The sequence below is a fragment of the Plantactinospora soyae genome, from assembly GCF_014874095.1.
GTDB classification, from domain to species: domain Bacteria; phylum Actinomycetota; class Actinomycetes; order Mycobacteriales; family Micromonosporaceae; genus Plantactinospora; species Plantactinospora soyae.
This window is the reverse complement of the sequence record NZ_JADBEB010000001.1, coordinates 4652107-4667807: the sequence shown is the minus strand read 5'-3', so window position 1 is coordinate 4667807 and position 15701 is coordinate 4652107. Positions and strand designations below refer to the sequence as shown.

16 protein-coding genes are annotated in these 15701 nt (G+C 72.2%); 2 read left to right on the top strand and 14 right to left on the bottom strand.

What is annotated here, in order from left to right; genetic code table 11:
- Nucleotides 1-40: 40 nt before the first annotated feature.
- From H4W31_RS20775 to H4W31_RS20765, 3 genes are all read right to left on the bottom strand, one after another.
- Nucleotides 41-1003: an ADP-ribosylglycohydrolase family protein gene (locus tag H4W31_RS20775; RefSeq protein ID WP_192768183.1), complete on the bottom strand. Its 963-nt coding sequence runs from the start codon at nt 1001-1003 to the stop codon at nt 41-43.
- A 64-nt stretch (nt 1004-1067) separates the two neighbouring features.
- Nucleotides 1068-1709 carry a hypothetical protein gene (locus tag H4W31_RS20770; RefSeq protein ID WP_192768182.1) on the bottom strand — a complete coding sequence of 214 codons (642 nt, stop codon included), beginning with the start codon at nt 1707-1709 and terminating at the stop codon, nt 1068-1070.
- A 165-nt stretch (nt 1710-1874) separates the two neighbouring features.
- Nucleotides 1875-2714: a class I SAM-dependent methyltransferase gene (locus H4W31_RS20765; protein ID WP_192768181.1), complete on the bottom strand. Its 840-nt coding sequence runs from the start codon at nt 2712-2714 to the stop codon at nt 1875-1877.
- Between the two features lie 202 nt (nt 2715-2916).
- Between H4W31_RS20765 and H4W31_RS20760 the strand changes: the two genes are divergently transcribed.
- Nucleotides 2917-3552, top strand: coding sequence for a hypothetical protein (locus tag H4W31_RS20760; protein WP_192768180.1), 636 nt, complete (start codon nt 2917-2919; stop codon nt 3550-3552).
- An 87-nt stretch (nt 3553-3639) separates the two neighbouring features.
- Here H4W31_RS20760 and H4W31_RS20755 read toward each other — a convergent pair whose 3' ends face one another.
- Entirely contained in the window at nt 3640-5700 is a 2061-nt protein-coding gene (locus H4W31_RS20755) for a HelD family protein (RefSeq protein ID WP_192772258.1), read from the bottom strand.
- 138 nt (nt 5701-5838) lie between these two features.
- Between H4W31_RS20755 and H4W31_RS20750 the strand changes: the two genes are divergently transcribed.
- A complete protein-coding gene (locus H4W31_RS20750; protein ID WP_192768179.1) occupies nt 5839-6504 on the top strand; it encodes a TetR/AcrR family transcriptional regulator in 666 nt (221 codons plus the stop codon).
- A 63-nt stretch (nt 6505-6567) separates the two neighbouring features.
- Here the strand turns inward: H4W31_RS20750 and H4W31_RS20745 are convergent, their stop codons facing one another.
- From H4W31_RS20745 to H4W31_RS20695, 10 genes are all read right to left on the bottom strand, one after another.
- Nucleotides 6568-7338: an IclR family transcriptional regulator gene (locus H4W31_RS20745; RefSeq protein ID WP_318783303.1), complete on the bottom strand. Its 771-nt coding sequence runs from the start codon at nt 7336-7338 to the stop codon at nt 6568-6570.
- 95 nt (nt 7339-7433) lie between these two features.
- On the bottom strand, nt 7434-8405 hold the full coding sequence (locus H4W31_RS20740) for a PDR/VanB family oxidoreductase (RefSeq protein WP_318783302.1): 972 nt from the start codon (nt 8403-8405) through the stop codon (nt 7434-7436).
- 138 nt (nt 8406-8543) lie between these two features.
- The gene (locus H4W31_RS20735; protein ID WP_225945614.1) at nt 8544-8804 is read right to left on the bottom strand and encodes a hypothetical protein; all 261 of its coding nucleotides are present in this window, start codon (nt 8802-8804) and stop codon (nt 8544-8546) included.
- Nucleotides 8801-9853, bottom strand: a complete 1053-nt coding sequence (locus H4W31_RS20730) for an aromatic ring-hydroxylating dioxygenase subunit alpha (RefSeq protein WP_192768178.1) — start codon at nt 9851-9853, stop codon at nt 8801-8803. The genes H4W31_RS20735 and H4W31_RS20730 overlap by 4 nt, the downstream gene beginning before the upstream one ends.
- Before the next feature lie 97 nt (nt 9854-9950).
- Nucleotides 9951-10772 carry a DUF6585 family protein gene (locus H4W31_RS20725; RefSeq protein WP_192768177.1) on the bottom strand — a complete coding sequence of 274 codons (822 nt, stop codon included), beginning with the start codon at nt 10770-10772 and terminating at the stop codon, nt 9951-9953.
- A gap of 110 nt (nt 10773-10882) precedes the next feature.
- On the bottom strand, nt 10883-12163 hold the full coding sequence (locus tag H4W31_RS20720; RefSeq protein WP_318783301.1) for an FAD-dependent oxidoreductase: 1281 nt from the start codon (nt 12161-12163) through the stop codon (nt 10883-10885).
- Nucleotides 12164-12233: 70 nt separating this feature from the next.
- Nucleotides 12234-13361 carry a hypothetical protein gene (locus tag H4W31_RS20715; RefSeq protein ID WP_225945613.1) on the bottom strand — a complete coding sequence of 376 codons (1128 nt, stop codon included), beginning with the start codon at nt 13359-13361 and terminating at the stop codon, nt 12234-12236.
- Complete coding sequence (locus tag H4W31_RS45025) at nt 13358-13900, bottom strand: UGSC family (seleno)protein (RefSeq protein ID WP_450091423.1); 543 nt, start codon at nt 13898-13900, stop codon at nt 13358-13360. The genes H4W31_RS20715 and H4W31_RS45025 overlap by 4 nt, the downstream gene beginning before the upstream one ends.
- A complete protein-coding gene (locus H4W31_RS20700; RefSeq protein WP_192768174.1) occupies nt 13893-14408 on the bottom strand; it encodes an aconitase X swivel domain-containing protein in 516 nt (171 codons plus the stop codon). Before H4W31_RS20700 ends, H4W31_RS45025 begins: the two co-directional genes overlap by 8 nt.
- Nucleotides 14408-15682 carry an aconitase X gene (locus tag H4W31_RS20695; RefSeq protein ID WP_192768173.1) on the bottom strand — a complete coding sequence of 425 codons (1275 nt, stop codon included), beginning with the start codon at nt 15680-15682 and terminating at the stop codon, nt 14408-14410. The genes H4W31_RS20700 and H4W31_RS20695 overlap by 1 nt, the downstream gene beginning before the upstream one ends.
- Nucleotides 15683-15701: the final 19 nt, after the last annotated feature.

Below are 15701 nucleotides of genomic sequence, written 5' to 3'. Positions count from 1 at the left end.
GAGCGAAATTCGCCGCCCGCGGCGGCGGGTCGGAAGGGGGCTAGGACCGGGCCGCGTTCCGGTCGGCCCAGGCCGGCAACTCCTCGCGGGCGGCCAGCCACGCCGCCGGTACGCCGACCGCCTCCGGACGATCCCCGATCCCGGTGTACGCCGCCACGACGCCACCGACGATCGCCCCGGTCGTGTCGACGTCCCCGCCGGCCGCCACGCACGCGGTGATCGCGGCCGGATAGTCCGCCAGGCGGGTGGCGGCGACCCAGAGCGCGAACGGAACCGTGTCCTGGGCGGTGACCCGGGACCCGTTGCCGAGGTCGTACGCCGCCTCCTCCACCGTCACCGGCTCCGCCGACCGCCGCTCCAGCAGCCGCCGGGCCCGCTCCATCCCCCGGCGTACCTCCCCGTCCAGCAGGTACGGCTGGAGTCGGTCGAAGAACGCGGACGCGGACGGGCGTACGCCGGTGAGCCGGGCGGCGGCGGCGACCGAGGCGGCGACCGCGACCAGGATCGCCCCGGCGATCCCCTCCGGATGTGCGTGGGTGACCTCGGCCGACAGGATCGCCTGCTCGGCGGCCCGGTGCGGCCGGTCCGCGTGGTACGCGCCGAGCGGGGCGACCCGCATCGCCGCGCCGTTGCCGCAGGAACCCTCGCCGCCGAACGCGGCACCGGCCGCCTCCCGCCACGGCACGCCGTCCCGGATCTGGTGCAGGATCACCACCGCGCCCGCCCCGTAGCCGCGGTACGGTTCGCAGCGGTCCGCGAAGACCGAGGCGAGCCGCTCCTGATCGATCGTCCCGTGCTCGGCGAGTTCGGTCACCACCGAGCAGGCCATGTGGGTGTCGTCGGTCCACTCCCACGGACCGGCCGGCGGGCGTCCCGCGACCAGTTCGGCGAGCGACCGCCCGACCATGAAGAACTGGGCACCGAGCGCGTCGCCCACCGACAGCCCGAGGAGGCTGTCGTAACAGAGGTCGAGCCGGGCCGGTTCGTGCAATACGAAGGTCATCGCCTCCGATCATGCCCCAAGCCGTCGACGCCGACCATGGCGTGATTGCCGGCCGACCTGGACGTCAGCGCCGGCAGGCCTTGAGCGAGGTGCTGGTCTTCGCGGTACGGGTGGAACCGTCCTTGAACTTCGCCTCGGCGGTGACGTTGATCGTGCCGCCCGCCGAGTTGCGTGAATCGGCCCGGAACGGCCCGAGGCTGGCGAGCCAGGAACCCCGGTCGTCGCCGAGTGTCCGGGCGGATCCGCTGCCGTTGAACGGCACCGGGGTGCGTACCTGGTAGCGGAACGCCACCGACGAGACGTTGGCGGCGCTACCCACCCGGACCGTCACCAGTCCCCAACTGGGATTGCCGCAGCCATCCTGGTGGATGCCGGTGAACGCCCGGGACTGGCCCAACCCGCCGGACACGCTGACCGTGAGCGTCGACCGTTGCCCCATCGTCCGTGGCCGGCTGGCCGGCGCGCTGGTGGTGGTCGCGGGTCGGCTGGTCCGGACCGCCGTCGGAGTCGGCGCCGAGGTCGTCGGGCCCACCTCGGTCGGTGTCGGAAGGACGGTCGGAGACTCCGAGGCCGACACTCCGTCGGCCCACTGGGGAGGCTCGTTGCCGCCTCCTCCGCAGGCCGCGGTGAGCGGCAGGACCGCCGCGCACGCGAAGGCGAGCGCGGCAACGGATCGGATACGCCGGGGGTTGAGGACAGTCACCATGATCCCATCGGTCGCGTTGGCCCCATTTGACGGCATCAGCCGGCCTTGACCGTAGTCCTCTCCCTCGATGTCACCAAATCCGACCCCGACCCGGTGCCGACGGCAGTCCGGAACGCCAGGACCGGCGTGCGGAGGCGGAACAACGGCGGCCGGCGGGGTGTCGACCTACGGCTGCCAGACCACCAGTTCGACGGCGCGGGTGCGCTCGGCGAAGCGCCCGGTGGGCGACACCGCACGGAGCAGCGCCCGCAGGTCCCGCTCGAACTCGGGCCGGCGTTCGGCGAACAGGTGCGGCGCGGCGTACGACAACGAGAAGACCCCGGCGACCACCTCGTCCTCGGCGCGTTCCCGCAGTACGCCCCCGGCGACCTCGAACCGGCGCGGCCCCCGGTAACCGGCGGACCGCATCACCTCCTCCTCCCCGCCCGGTGTCCCGTCGGGCAGCAGGCTCCGGCCGGCCCTGCGGACCGGGCCGAGATAGCGGGCCACCAGTGCCTCGACCTCGTCGTGCGGCGGGCGGGGATACGGCAGCGGATCGTCCCCGGGCGCGCCCCGGTGCGTGGTGGCGCCCACGTGTACCCACGCGCCGCCGGACGCCAGCATCGGCCGTACGGCGGCGGCCACCTGGGGACGGTCGAACCAGTGGAACGACTGCGCGAAGGTGACGACCCGGAACGTGCCGAGCCCAGCCGGCAACTCCTCGGCCCGCAGGTGGTGCCAGCGCACGTTTTCGATCCCGGCCCGCTCCGCCGCCCTGGCCGCCTGCCGGAGCATGTCCGGGTCCGCGTCGACCCCCACCACGCTGTCGAAGAGCGGCGCCAGCGGAAGGGTCAGCGAGCCGGGTCCACAACCGACGTCGAGCAGCCGACCACGGCCGTCCAGCGACAACTCCGTACGCAGCAGCTCCGCGATCTCGCCGGGGTACGGCATCCGTCCGGTGGCGTAGTAGCGCGCGCTGCCGGCGTACAGGGTCTCGTCCCACTGGAAGGCTGCCCGATCCGTCACGGCATCGGAGCGTACGCCCCGGGCCGGCGGTTCGCCGGGCCATTTCCGGTGGTCCGGGCACCGGAGCGGAAGTGATCCACGCCCGCCCCGATCTGGTCAACTACTTGTTGTGGCGGACTTGTTTGTGCTACAAAGTTGTCCGTTGCATCAAGTACGGGCGCGGCCAGTTCCACCGGTCGCCCCCAACCGGGGAGGAAGCACGATGAACGACAGCGCCACCGAACAGCCCAGCACCACCGAGGCCGGAGCCGGGGCCGGCGGCTTCGCCCGGGAGGACATCCGGGGCCGGGCCGTCGGCATCGTGGTGATGGCGTTCTTCGGCCTGGCCTGGATCAGTTGGGGCCTGTCGGCCGACCTCCCGGCCCCGGTCGAGACGGCGCTGACCGTGGCGAGCGCACTGGCCACCCTGCTGGCGATCGGCGGTGCCGTCCACCTCTTCCGGCGCTCTGCCACCGTACCGGCCGGTGCGGCGGTCGAGCGGGACCGGGCCGCCGGTCGCCGCTTCGGGCTGATCGTCGCCGCCGAGTTCGTCGGCATCTACGTCATCGCCCGGGTGCTCGCCGCCGTCGATCACACCGAACTCATCCCCATGGTCGTCTGCCTCGGCGTGGGGATCCACTTCTTCCCGCTCACTCGGCTGTTCAAGATCCCGCTCTACGACCTGACCGGCCTCGGGCTCTGCCTCGTCACCGTCGGCACCGCCGTACTCGCCCCGCTGACCGGCCACTCCGCGCTCTGGACCGTACTGCCGGGGCTCGGTGCCGCGCTCGTGCTGTACGCCACCGCCACGGTCCTGTTCCGGGCCGCCGTCGGCACCCGCCCCGGCCGGTGGGCCTGACCGACCCGGCCCGCCCGGCCACCCGCCGTCCGCCACCCGCCATCCGGTGTCCGGCAGGCGAGGGTTCCGGCCGGGCAGCGGAACCGCTCAGCCCCGCAACGCCGGCGGAAGAGCCCGCTGGTGCAGGACGTCGAGCCGGGACACGGCCCGGGTGAGCACGACGTAGAGGCGGTGCGGGCCGCGCGGTTCCGCCTCGACGATCTCGGCCGGCTCGACGACGATGACGTGGTCGTACTCCAGGCCCTTCGCCAGGCTCGCCGGCAGCGCCGTCACCCGGACGCCCTCGTCGTCGGCGTCCGGGTCGGCGACGGCGATCCCGGCGGACCGCAGCGCCTCGGTCAGCCGGGGCAGCCGGGTGTCGGCGGCGATCACCCCGATCGAGCCGGCGAGCCCGAGCGCGGCCCCGACCGCCTCGGTGGTCGCGGTCGCGAGGTCCGGCACCGCCCGGACCCGCAACGTTCCGTCGGTACGCACCGACCTGGTCGGCGCGACCCTGACCCCGAGCTCCGGCAGCAGCCGGTTGGCCAGTTCGAGTACGACGGCCGGGACCCGGAACCCGGCGGTCAGCGGTACGACCGTGGCGGCGGGCTGGCCGAGGTGCGCCAACTGGTCCGGCCAGTCCGATGCCGCCCACGGGGTGGTGCCCTGGGCGAGGTCACCGAGGACGGTGAGCGACCCGTGCCGGCTGCGACGCGCGATCGCCCGACACTGCATCGGGGAGAGGTCCTGGGCCTCGTCGACCACGATGTGCCGATGGCCGGCCGGATGGTCGAGCAGCCCGGCGACCTCGTCGAGGAGTACCCGGTCGGCGGCCGTCCAGGCCGCGGTCCGAGCCGTCCGGGGCCGGCCCTGCCAGCGGAGCACCGCCTGCTCCTCGGCATCGAGCACGCCGGCCGACGCCCGGGCCAGCACGGTCGGGTCGCCGAAGAGCAGGGCCAACAGCTCCTCCGGGCGGGTCGCCGGCCACACCTCGTCGAGGAACGCGGTGACCGGGCGGCAGCGGGCCATCCGGCGCAGCCAGGCACCGCCCGGCGTCTCCGCCCGCCCCTCGGCCCGGCGTTGCAGCAGGCCGACGACGCGGGACCGGAGCCGCTCCCGGCCGATGGCGTACGGCGGCGCCTCGGCCCGTACCTGGGTGACGATCCGGCGTAGCCACTCGACCGGCAGCCGCCACCGGTACGAGCCGTCCGGAACGACGAGCGGCCCGGTCGGCTCGCCGATCCGCTGGTACAGCGCTCGGTGCAGCACGCCTGCCATCCGGGGGTCGTGCTTGACCGTGGCCGCCGCCTCGCTGTCGGTGGCACCGACCGGATGTCCGCCGACCAGTTCCGCGAGGGTCTGCTGCAGGGCGTCGACCTCGCCGAGGGCGGGGAGCACCGCCGAGATGTAGCGCAGGAACGCCGGGTTCGGCCCGACGACCAGGACGCCACCCCGCTTCATCTGGCGCCGGTGCGTGTAGAGCAGGTACGCGGCACGGTGCAGTCCGACGGCCGTCTTCCCGCTGCCCGGACCGCCCTGTACGCAGACCGACCGGTCGAGGTCCGCCCGGACCAGGTCGTCCTGCTCCGGCTGGATCGTCGCGACGATGTCCCGCATCGGCCCGATCCTCGGACGTTCGATCTCGGCGGCGACCAGCCGGCTCGCCACGTCCACCGACGTGCCGCCGTCGAGGCGTTCGTCCTCGAAGCCGGTCAACTCGGCGGGGTGCCGGCCGGTCCAGCCGTACCGCCGGCGCTCCCGGACCCCGAGCGGGTCGCGGGTGCTGGCCCGGTAGAAGGCCCGGGAGACCGGTGCCCGCCAGTCGATCACGATCGGTTGGCCGGACTCGTCGGTGATGTGGCGCCGGCCGAGGTAGTAGCGCTCGTCGCGATGCTCCCCGGCGGCCGGCGAGGCGCCGAACCACAGCCGTCCGAAGTAGAGCGGGCCGTCCGGCTCCTCGGTCAGTTCCTTCACGTGGCTCTTGAGCATCCGGCCGAGCGTCTCGGCCGTGTAGCGGTCTCCGGCGACGCTCGCGCCGGTGGCGACCCGGAGTCGGGCGGTGTCCAGCATCCGGGCCAGCGCCTCGCGGGCGGCGGCCAGCCGGGCCTGTTCCTCGGCGAGCGCGGCGGGCAGCCGGGCCTGTTCCTCGGCAAGCGCGGCGGCGGGCATCGTGGGGTGGGCTGAGGTCGGCGGGGCCATGGTGATCGTTCTCCACGTCGGTGGGCCAGGGCAGATTTCTTAACTCGGTAAAGAATACAACTCGGTCATGAAATTAACCCAGCCTCGGAAAGTGTTAGAGTGGATCTCATGACCGAACGGCCCGGCCTGCGGGAGCGGAAACGGCAGCGCACCCACGACGCGCTGTCCGAGGCGGCGATCTCGCTGTTCCTGCGGCACGGCTACGACCAGGTCTCCGTCGCCGACGTGGCCGCCGCGGCCGAGGTCTCCAAGCCGACGCTCTTCAAGTACTTCCCGAGCAAGGAGGACCTGGTCCTGCACCGGATCCTCGACCACCGGGCCGAGGCCGCCCGGGTGGTCCGGAACAGCTCACCCGGGCAGCCGCCGCTTCCCGCGCTGCACCGGCACTTCCTGGCCGGGCTGGCCCGGCGGGACCCGGTGACCGGGCTCAACGACCACCCGCAGGTCCTCGCCTTCCACGGAATGGTCTTCGGCACGCCCAGCCTGGCGGCCCGGGTGGCGCAGTACGCCACCGACGACGAGGAGGCCCTGACCGAGGCCCTCGCCGAGGCGGCACCGGCGGCCGGCGCACTCGACGCCCGGCTCGCCGCCAGTCAGATCGTCGCGGTCCAGCGGGTCCTGGCCCGGGAGAACTGGCGCCGGCTGACCGAGGGTCGGAGCGCGACCGAGGTTCACCCCGACGCCGTCGCGGCGGCCGACCGCGCCTTCCACCTGCTTGCCGGCGGGCTCACCGGGTACGCCGGACCGCCCGGCCCAGCCACCGACGGCAGCTGACCGCTACCGCTCCGGGCCGTACAGGCGTGACCGCCAGCGCTCCGGGCCGTACAGGCGTGACCGCTACCGCTCCGGGTCGGGGCGTACCGGCCGTGAGGGCGTCGACAGCGCCGGTGCCCGGAGCACCCGGGAGATCCCCCGCGCGGCGGCCCGGACCACCGGGATCAGGCCGGCCCGCTGCGGCCGGGGCGCCCGGACGACGATCGAGACCGCGGCGACCACCTCACCCGTCGCGCCGTACACCGGGGCGCCGATCGACAGGGCGTCCATGGTCACCTGCCGGTCACTGATCGCGATCCCGGTCCGCCGGACCTCGGCGAGCACCCGGCGCAGTTCCCGGGGCGAGGTGATGGTCCGCTCGGTGAACCGCTGCAACGGCGAGTCGAGCACCGTCTCCTGTACGTCGGCCGGAGCGTGTGCCAGCAGTACCAGCCCGACCCCGGTGGGTGGCATCGCGAAGCGCCCGCCGACCCGGGTCAGCACGGGTACGGCGCTGTGGCCGGCGATCCGCTCGACGTACACCACCTCGAGGCCCTCCCGGACGGCGAGTTGGACGTTCTCCTGCGTCACCTGGAACAGGTCCTCCAGGAACGGCAGCGCGGCCTCGCGGAGCCCGAGCCCGCGCGGCGCCAACGAGGCGATCTCCCACAGCCGGAGCCCGATGTGGTAGCGGCCGTCCGCGTCCCGCTCCACCGCCCCCCAGCCGGCGAGGTCGTTGACCAGCCGGTGGGTGGTGGTGAGCGGCAACCCGGCCCGGTGGGCGAGTTCGGTGAGGGTGAGCTCGCGGCGGTCCGGGGTGAACGCCTCGAGCAACCTCAGTGCCCGTACGGTCACCGATCCCGTTCCCGACGGCGTCCCGTCCGGCACCGACATCCTCCAGCCCTCGCCACCCGTGGCCACCAGCATATTTGCCGCCGGGGACGGATGGTTCAGAGGTCGAGCACCAGCCGCGCGGAGCAGGACCGGGACACGCAGATCATCATCGTGTCGTTGGCCGCCTGCTCCTCCTCGGTGAGCAGCGAGTCGCGGTGCTCCGGAACACCGGAGAGCACCGCCGTCTCACAGGTGCCGCAGGTCCCCTCCTGGCACGAGGAGAGGACCGGGATGCCGGCCTCCTCGACCACCTGGAGGATCGAGGAACCGGGCGGCACCTCCAGGGTCCGACCCGATTGGGCGAGTTCCACCTCGAACGACTCCCGCCGGGCCGGCTCGTCGAACGTCTTCGGCGCGAACCGCTCGACCCGGAGCGCACCGGAGGGCCAGTGCCCGCAGTTGGCCTCCACCGCCGCGAGCAGCGGTTCGGGGCCGCAGCAGTAGACCAGGCGCTCCGGATCGGGCTCGGCGAGCAGCGCCGGCAGGTCGAGCAGCCCGGTCTCGTCCTGCGGGTGGATCGAGACCCGCTCGCCGTACCGGTCCCGCAGTTCCGACCGGAACGCCATCGAGGCGCGGGACCGCCCGCCGTACACGAGTCGCCAGTCGGCACCCGCCTCCTCGGCTGCCGCGATCATCGGCACCAGCGGGGTGATCCCGATCCCGCCCGCGATGAACAGGTACCGGCTGGCCGGCAGCAGGGCGAAGTGGTTACGGGGACCCCGGACCCGTACGGTCGCGCCCACCGGCAGTTCGTCGTGGACGTACGCCGAACCACCCCGACCGTCGGCCTCCCGCAACACCGCCACCTGTAGTTCGGTGCGGTCGGCCGGGTCACCGCAGAGCGAGTACTGCCGGACCAGATCGGGGCGGAGCAGCAGGTCGAGGTGGGCGCCCGGTTCCCAGGCCGGCAGCGGCGCCCCGGCCGGACGGCGCAGCGTCAGTACGACGACGCCCTCCGCCGCCTCGCGCTTCGCGGCCAGCAGCAGGTCGAGTTCGATCTCGGGAATGGGATCGGGGTTGCTGTGCACTGGTCGGCCATCCGGTTCGGCGTCGTGTTCGGGGCTGGGCAGGCCGGCGCGGCGGGGCAGACCGGCGCGGCGGGACAGGCCGGCGCGACAGACCGGCGCGGCGGGACAGGCCGGCGTGGCCGGTCGGGGCGGTACCGGTCAGGCCGGCACCGGCTCGGGTCGCCGGACCGTTCCGGCCGGGTCCCGGTCGACCGGTCCCGGGACCTCCGGCCGGTCCCCGCCATGGCTGTCGGGGTGCGCGAGCAGCCAGGTCCACAACTCGATCGGGTCCTCGGCGTCGTGGGAGGCGCCGCAGTAGCAGTGCCCCCGGAGCCGGTCGGTGCCGAGCACCCACTCGATCCGGTAGACCCGTGGACCGGTCAGCATCCGGTCGCCGGTTCGCCCGCTCCGCCCGGTCATGACGTCACCGCGCCCTCCGGCCGGCTCCGCTCGGCCATCCGCTTCAGGATGCGCCGGGCCGCCAGTCCACCGGTGTCGATGTTGATGCTGAGTTCCTGGTACCCGTCCGCCTCGGTGGCGATGACCTGCTCCAGCAGGTTCAGGGCGGTCACGTCCTGCATCACCACGGTGTGGTTGTTCGACTGAAGGAAGTCGGAGACCTGCGCGTCGTCGAGCGCGAAGTCCCGTGCCACGGCCCAGAAGTCGTACGTGGTGTTCTCCGTCGACGGCGTGATCCCGTACACGACCTCGACGTGGAACGCCTGGTCGTCCGGGCCCTCGGCGGGCGGGTAGACGCCCTGCGGCGCGATCCGGCTGTGCAGGACGTAGAGGCACGGTGGGTGGTACTCGATGTCCTGCCAGCGGGTGATCCGACCCTCGATGCCGGTCGACTTGGCGTAGAACGGCGGGCAGGCCGCGTCGTCCATGTGCCGGCTCACGTAGACGGTGCCGGAGTCCTCGTCGACCTCGGTCTGGATCGGCGTCTCGGCGACCTCCGGGGTCCCGATGTACCCGCCGTGCAGGTACGTCTCGTGGGACAGGTCCATCAGGTTGTCGACCAGCAACATGTACCGGGCGTTCAGCGGCTCCATCCCGCACACCGTGGTGTAGTTCGGGTCGGCCAGCCAGGGCGCCCGGGGGATCGTCGTCGGGTCCGCCTTGGCCCGGTCCCCGATCCACACCCAGACGAACGAGTCCTGCTCCACCACCGGGTACGACGCGACCCGCGCGGTACGCGGAATCCGCTGCTGGCCGGGGACGAAGACGCAGGAGCCGCCCTGGTCGTAGGTGAACCCGTGGTACCCGCAGACGATGTTGTCGCCGTCGAGGCGGCTCTCCGAGAGCGGGAAGCGGCGGTGCACGCACCGGTCGGCCAGGCCGATCGCCTCGCCCTGTTCGGTGCGGTAGAAGACGATGGGTTCACCGAGGATCGTCCGGCCGAGCAGTTCCCGCCCGACCTCCCTGCTGTAGGCGGCGACATACCACTGGTCGCGTACGAAGGCCGACATGGCGACTCCTTGGAGAAGCGGATGTACCCGTTCTCCGGAGCATGTCGAGTGCCACGTCGGCCCGGAAGTAGGTCTTCCGGATGTCGGAAGGTTCGCCTCAGCGGCCGGCCAGCCTCAACTCCTCGGCGAGGGTGACCAGGACGAAGACGTTCGGCACGTGCTGGATGAACCTGGCGCCCACCTTCCGCCCGTTGACCAGCACTTCGAGGCTGCCGTCCCGGAGCCGGACCTCCGACACCTCCGACCAGGGCGTGACCGGCAGGTCGCTGTCCAACCTCAGGCCCCGCTGGTTGATCGCGAACGGGGCGAAGTCGAGCGTCTCGCCCCGGTGCAGCCGCTCCCGTCCGCCGGCCACCTGTAGCGCGGTCACCGCGCTCATCACCCGGTCGCCGAGTTCGACGACATCGTGGAACGCGTCGTTGATCAGCAGTCTGCTGCCGTCCGGCCGGATCACCGTGTAGTGGTGTGAGGTGTACTTGACCGCTCCCCCGGAGCCGAGGTGCTGGGTCACGCTGCGGCGGATGTCGGCGATCTGGTCGAACGGTACGACGTCCGACTCCCGGCCGTCGTCCCAGACGAAGCCGCCGGAGAACAGGACGATGCCGATCCGCTCGTTCGGCTTGCCGCCCCGGTACATCAGCACCGCGATCACGGCCGCCACGATCCCGACGAGCGCGACCACCACTGAGGCGCCGTACGCCTCGGACATCAGGGTGTACGGCACCGCGCAGAGCACGGCGGCAAGCGCGACCGCGCCGGGCACCGCGATCAGCCGGCTCCGCGACCGCCGACGCGCCTCCTGCCACCAGTACGTCGCCAGGGGCTCCCCCCAGTAGCCCTGGGCCGCCCGCACCGCCCGGTCCACCGCGGCGGTCTGCCAGTCCTGTTCGGTGCCCGCCCTAACGTCGCTTCCGCTCACGTTCTCCCCCGTTTCGTCCCACCCGATCGGCGGGGAGTCTACGGGTTCCGGCGGAAGATGTGGATCAATTGGTGGGCCCGGATCCGAACGTTTGTCCGAAGTGGAATTCGTTACCCGGTCTGGTCCGGTACGGCGGCGCCGGACGGCGGTCGTCGGGCGAACGGCGGGGCGTGCTCGGGGCGTACGCCGACGCCGATCAGGTAGGCCGGCAGGAGCGAGACGGCCGGGACGCGCCGCAACAGGGCCAGCACGGCGCGGGGTGGTCCGGCCCGTCGACCGTCGAGGATCGGCTCGACCATCCCTCGGTGCATCATCCGCTGCAACCGCTGCACGAGGATGGTCGGCAGCAGGCGCCGGGTCCGCACCGCGGCCAACTCGGCCGGGGTGACCCTGCCGCGCCGCAGCGGCTCGGCGAGCAGGGTGGCGGCGGCGACGGCGTCCTGCACCGCCAGGTTGATCCCGACCCCGCCGACCGGCGACATCGCGTGGGCGGCGTCCCCCAGGCAGAGCAGCCCGTCCACGTGCCAGCGGTCGAGCCGGTTCAGCCGTACGTCGAGGTGTTTGACGTCGTCCATCGAGGCGAGCGCGCCGACCCGGTCCGCGAACGACGGCGCCAGTTCCGCGATGTCCCGCCGGAACGCCTCGATGCCCCGGGCCCGAAGCTCCGCGTCGGTTCCCTTCCGGGCGATGTAGGCGATCTGGAGGTAGCCCTCCCGGGGGATCACCACGGCGAACCGGCCCTGGCCGGCGCGCGGGGTCAGCCCGGCCGGATCGTCGTCGGGGTCGCGGGGCAGCCGGAACCACCAGGCGTCGATCGGCACGGGGAACTCCCGGGGCCGCAGCTCGGCCTGTCGGCGGGCGATCGACCAGCGGCCGTCGCAGGCCACGGTGAGGTCGGCCCGGATCTCCCGGGGCTCGCCGTCCGGCCCCAGGTAGCGCACCCCCTGGACCCGGCCCGCCTCCCGGATCAGCTCGGTGACCTCGGCGCGCATCCGCAGGGTGAAGGTGGGCTCCGCCGCGCCCGCGTCGGCGAGCAGGTTGAGCAGGTCCCACTGCGGCACCATCGCGACGTAGGGGTGCGGGGTCCGCAGTCGACGGAAGTCGGCGACCACGATCTGCCGGTCCCCGCCGATCGGAAAGGCGACCTCGTCCAGCCGGCTCTGCGGCAGTCGCCCGAACCTCTCGCCCAGGCCCAGTTCGTCCAGGAGTCGCAGGGTCGACGGGTGGACCGTGTCGCCCCGGAAGTCGCGCAGGAAGTCGCCGTGCTTCTCCAGCACCGTCACCTCGACGCCGGCCCGGGCCAGCAGCAGGCCCAGCACCATCCCGGCCGGTCCGCCTCCGACGACGACGCAGGTTGTCCGCTCCGCCACCACGATCACCTTATTCAACACTCGGTGAATTATGCGCCCACGGTACCTCCAGGACAGTGAAGATCACAACTACCTCGGCGATCGCCGCTGGTCAGAGCTCCGCCACCGGTACGACGTGCGGGCTCCCGCCCCGGGGCCCGAAGGTCTCGACCACGGCGGAGACCCCCGAGTTCGACGCCCCGGCCACGGTCACCAGGACCGCCTCCGGAGAGTTCAACACGTGCACCCGGCCCGCCCCGACCGTCGAGGCGGGATCGGTCTCCGCCTCCCGGTCCGCGACGGCGTCCGGATGGTCACCGGGAACCCGCCACCGGGACTTCCGGGACACGCTCCCCTTGCCGGCCAGGTCGAGCTCCACCCGGCTGCGTACCGCCGTCTCGAAGACGTACCGGCTGATCCGTTGCCGGTCCCAACCGGCGTCGGCCAGCAGGTGGGCGTGCTCCGGACTCAGCACCAGGCAGGCGCTGATCGTCTCGTGCAGCAACGCCCCCGTCCGGGCCACGGTGTCGGCGAAGTCCCGCAGCAACTGCTCCGGTACGCCCGTGTGCCGGGCCTCGACGTGCACGACCGAGCGGATCGTCAGCGCGGTGACGGTGCTCTCCCCCGCCGCGAACCCGAACTGCGCGGAGAAGGGCGTCCACGGACTCTCCTCCTCGTTCTCGGCGATGCAGAGGGTGTACTTCGCCGGCGTGCCCTGGGTCGCCTGGTCGAGTTCCCGGGGGCGCAGGCCGAACGCGTTCAGCGCGGTCAGCCGGAGCGCCCGGCCGATCGTCGCGTTGGCCCGGAAGCCGGGCCCGAAGACGTTCCCCCGGCCGTTCAACCCGATCCGCTCCCGTACCGGCCCGTTCACCAGCACCAGCGGTGCCGTGCCGGTGGTGCTCTGCCAGATCCCCTTGGCGAGGTAGCCCTCGGCGGCCAGCGAGTCCCAGGCCGCGAGCACCACCGGGAAGTACTCCGGACGGCAGCCGGCCATCGCCGCGTTGAGCGCGGCCAGCCGTACCGTGCAGTTCCGGTTCAGGTGCGGCATCGCGAAGACGACGTCGCCGGGGTCCCGGTCGGTCTGGGCCAGGAACCGGTCCAACAGCGCCTGGTCGCACGGGACCACCGGAAGTCCGTCGGTCCAGCCGCGTTCGTAGCAGTACTCGATCGCGTCCTGTACGGCGGCGGGGTCGGCCACCCCGCCGCCGTCGGACACCACCGGCGAACCGGTCGTCGTCACTGTTCCACCCCCAGGATCTCCAGGATGCGCGGTGTCATTGCGACCACCCGCTCCCGGACCTCCGCCAGGCTGAGACTGGCGACCGGGTGCGGCGTCAACAGGTACTGGAAACCGGGAAAGCCGTACGCCTTCGCCATGGCGTCGGCCGTAATCCGGAATGGCTCGGTGCAGATTGAGACCGCTGGGATGCCACCACGTTCCAGCAGAATTCCGTCGGCCAGACTGGCCGCGCTACAGGAACCTCAATCACCGATCGCCGCGATGGCGAAGTCACACTCCTGCACGATCCGCTCGGTCAGCGTCTGGTCCACCGGTGTACCGAAGTAGGACTTGGTGTACATCGTCACCTCGCGCACGCCGTACCGCTCGCGCAGGTGGTCGCCGATCTCGGTGAGCAACACCGAGCCGTTCGGCTTGCCGTTGTCCAGCAGCCCGAGGGTGGCCCCGCGGAGACTGCCCAGCCGGGCCGCCAACGTGGTGTCCGCGCCCTGGTCGGTGTCCCCGGTCGGGTCCAGGATGGTTCCCGCCCAGTCAGTCATCGTGTCCGCCCACTTCCTTCCCGGGCCGCCCGGTCGCCGCCTTCTCCGCGCCGGTCTCCGGCCCACCGACACCGCCTCCGGGTCGGCCTCCCTTGGTCACCACGACGGTTCCGGTGTCGGCGTCGACGCGTACCCAGTCGCCGGTCTCGATCACGTCCAGCGGGTTCTGGTCGAGGTCGGTGACCGCCGGCACCCGGGTCACCACCACGCCGAGGGCGATCTTCGTGTTCATGTAGTTGAAGATCATCGCCTTCGGCGCGGAGCCGGCGAGCCGCGACATGTGGAACATGCCCGACCAGCCGGAGGAGCCCTTCGCGCCCGGAAAGACCAGAATCTTGTCCTTGAACGACTGGCCGCTCAACTCGTGCCGGGACTCGATGATCCGGCCGCCGGTCGGCTCGATCCCGCCCCAGCCGGAGATGCTGTCCCGGGTCACCAGCGCCTCGCCCTCGACCACGCCGCCCACCAGGCCCCGGCCGCGCAACGTGACGGTGTTGGCCTCGCCCATCACAGGCTCCCCTGCCAGGTACCGGTCAGCGCCGAGTTGACGCACTCCTCGGTGGTGCCGAACCAGCCCTGCACCTTCATGATCGCCGGCAGGTAGTGCACCTGCTTGGCCGAGTCGGTGGCGATCACCCGGGTCCCCTTGGGCAGGAACTGCCCGATCGCCGGGCAGGTGTCACTCATCAGCAGCGCTCCCGCGTCCCGGAGGATCTGCGCGTAGCCGTTCTGCTCGGCCACCTGCCGGATCGCCCGGGGCGTGAAGACCCAGAGCGCGCTGTCCGGATGGACCTTCCGGCCCTGCACCAGCCGGCAGACGTCCCGGATCTGACTCAGCGTCGCATGTGGACAGCCAATCATCACGAGGTCGACGTCGCTGTCCCGGGCCGTGTGGTTCAACTGCTCGTACGTCTGCCGGCGCTCCCGCGCCCCGTACCGGAGGGTCTGTACCGGCCGGCGCGGCCCGAACGCCTCCGCCACGGTCCGGGCCTCCACCGTCGTCCCGGGGATGTGGTACATCTCCACCCCGCCCGACGACGCGGCGGCGGCGCCGAAGTGCTTGAGCTTGACCAGATTCGGCACCTCGGCGATGCCGTCCAGCACCGGTACGCCCTCCTGGACCTGCTCGCCGACGTAGTAGCCGAGCAGGCCCCAGTCCAGGCTGCTGGTCACCGGCTCGGCGACCTCCACCAGGTGGCTGCCGAACCGGTTGTCGTCCAGGTGGTACCCCCAGTACGGGATCTTGCCGGTGAGCATCGCCGCCGCCGTGCTCTCCCGACCCTCCACATTGGTCCGCGCGCCGAGCACCGAGTTGACGTAGACCACCGCCGACGACTCCATCCAGGCGCAGTGCTCCCCCTTCACCGGCACGTTTCCGACCTGGTACGGCGTGCAGGTGTTCATCAGGTGGATGCCGTGCCGGGCGCTGTACGACTCGCTCTCCTCGATCGCGTCGTGCGCCTCCTGGCTGAGCCCCTGCACCTGCCAGTGTTGGGTGTCCATCGGGCCGATCAACTGGTAGCTCTGCGCCTTCATCGGAGTGATCTCGACCGGCCTCGGGCTGTCCAGGCTGAACTCCGAGAAGACCGCGTCCGGATCGCTGGCGCCGCAGAGCATCATCTGCCGCTGCCCGAAGATGTTGGCCCCGCAGACGTTGTCCGTGTCGACGAGCCGTTCGGCGCCGAGCACCTCGCCGTACCGGACCAGCAGGTCCATCGCGGCCTGTACGGCCTCGCCCTGCTCGCCGTCGAGCATGCTCCGCTCGTCATCGGTGAGCCGCATCCGACACCTCCGATCTGCC

What these genes read in the sequence shown, in the direction of transcription:
- H4W31_RS20775 (WP_192768183.1), bottom strand. Translation starts at nt 1,003, where the DNA reads ATGACCTTCGTATTGCACGAACCGGCCCGGCTCGACCTCTGTTACGAC.
- H4W31_RS20750 (WP_192768179.1), top strand. Translation starts at nt 5,839, where the DNA reads ATGACCGAACGGCCCGGCCTGCGGGAGCGGAAACGGCAGCGCACCCAC.
- H4W31_RS20760 (WP_192768180.1), top strand. Translation starts at nt 2,917, where the DNA reads ATGAACGACAGCGCCACCGAACAGCCCAGCACCACCGAGGCCGGAGCC.
- H4W31_RS20755 (WP_192772258.1), bottom strand. Translation starts at nt 5,700, where the DNA reads ATGCCCGCCGCCGCGCTTGCCGAGGAACAGGCCCGGCTGCCCGCCGCG.
- H4W31_RS20770 (WP_192768182.1), bottom strand. Translation starts at nt 1,709, where the DNA reads ATGGTGACTGTCCTCAACCCCCGGCGTATCCGATCCGTTGCCGCGCTC.
- H4W31_RS20735 (WP_225945614.1), bottom strand. Translation starts at nt 8,804, where the DNA reads ATGACCGGGCGGAGCGGGCGAACCGGCGACCGGATGCTGACCGGTCCA.
- H4W31_RS20700 (WP_192768174.1), bottom strand. Translation starts at nt 14,408, where the DNA reads ATGGGCGAGGCCAACACCGTCACGTTGCGCGGCCGGGGCCTGGTGGGC.
- H4W31_RS20730 (WP_192768178.1), bottom strand. Translation starts at nt 9,853, where the DNA reads ATGTCGGCCTTCGTACGCGACCAGTGGTATGTCGCCGCCTACAGCAGG.
- H4W31_RS20695 (WP_192768173.1), bottom strand. Translation starts at nt 15,682, where the DNA reads ATGCGGCTCACCGATGACGAGCGGAGCATGCTCGACGGCGAGCAGGGC.